Genomic DNA, 1,498 nt, shown 5'->3' on the forward strand with positions numbered 1-1,498 from the left:
GTCTAAATGGGACTTGATCAATTAACGGAAGATTTGTTTGATCGACATTATGTCTTATAACATCTTCAAATAACATATCATAATCAGAAAATACTGCAACTTTAGATGATGTGCTTCCTAAATTAAGTACAAGAATTTTTTTCATTAGTTTTTACCTCTAGATATAATTGATCTTTCCGTTTTTAAGAAATTACTTCTTACTTTCATCAACTGATCAATACGTTCTTCTGCTAAAATTTCTGCAGCGCGAGCTGTAGTAATGTTATCTCTTTTACTAATTTCAAATACTTTATCCATTTGATCATAGATTTTTTCAATATTTGAAATAGCACGTGTTTCATTATAGCCATCTAATTCATCTGCTACATTAATAACACCACCAGAGTTAGCTACGAAATCTGGTGCATATACAATACCTTTTTCTTCTAATTGAGCACCGTGTTTATCAATATCTTGTAATTGATTATTTGCACTACCACAAACAGCTTTAACTTTTAAACGATTAATTGTATCATCATTTAATACGCCACCAAGTGCACATGGTGCAAATATATCTGCATCTACATCATAGATATCGTTAATACCTACACTTGTAGCATTAAAATCATTTAAAACTCTATCTATAGCTTCTTGATTAATATCTGTAACAACTAATTTAGCACCAGCTTCATGTAAATAGCGACATAAATCATAAGCAACATGTCCTACACCTTGTACTGCAACAGTTTTTCCATCTAATTCATCTGTACCAAACGCTTCTTTAGCAGCACGTTTCATTGAAACAAATACACCTAAAGATGTTTTTGGACTCGGATTACCACTTGATTGATGACTTTCAGATAGACCAACTACATAATCAGTCTCTTCAAAAATGATATCCATATCATCTTCAGTTGTACCTACGTCTTCAGCTGTTATGTATCTGCCATTTAAACTTTCTACATATCTACCTAAAGCTCTAAATAAAGCTTCTGATTTATCTTTTTTAGGATCTCCGATGATTACTGTCTTACCTCCACCAAGATTTAATCCTGCAGCAGCGTTTTTATATGTCATACCTCTTGAAAGGCGTAATGCGTCATTGATTGCTTCTTCTTCATTTTCATATGGCCACATTCTGCAACCACCAAGTGCTGGCCCTAATGTTGTATCATGTATTGCAATAATCGCTTTTAATCCTGAACTTTTATCGTGACAAAATACAATTTGTTCATAGTCATATTTCTCAATCGTTTCAAATAACATAATAATCCCCTTTTCATCCTTTAATATATTAACTCTAAATCTAATTTTACATCAAATGTTTTATTTATCAAATAAATTAACGAAAAATGATAGCGCTTTGAAGAAGTAAAAATTTTTAGAAAATTCAAAATAAATTGATATAAAAGCAATGTAAACACTTTCATTTAACACTTTAATGGAGTATAGTTATTTATTTATTATTATAATATACTAAATAAGCATTAAAGCACTACAAATCGAATGGAATTTATCT

Annotated in this window: 1 protein-coding gene; it reads right to left on the bottom strand. The window is 30.4% G+C overall.

What is annotated here, in order from left to right:
* Positions 1 to 144: 144 nt before the first annotated feature.
* The gene (locus CD129_RS12585; protein ID WP_078356586.1) at positions 145 to 1,245 is read right to left on the bottom strand and encodes a Glu/Leu/Phe/Val dehydrogenase dimerization domain-containing protein; all 1,101 of its coding nucleotides are present in this window, start codon (positions 1,243 to 1,245) and stop codon (positions 145 to 147) included.
* Between the last annotated feature and the right edge of the window lie 253 nt (positions 1,246 to 1,498).

It is taken from the genome of Mammaliicoccus fleurettii (assembly GCF_003970575.1).
GTDB classification, from domain to species: domain Bacteria; phylum Bacillota; class Bacilli; order Staphylococcales; family Staphylococcaceae; genus Mammaliicoccus; species Mammaliicoccus fleurettii.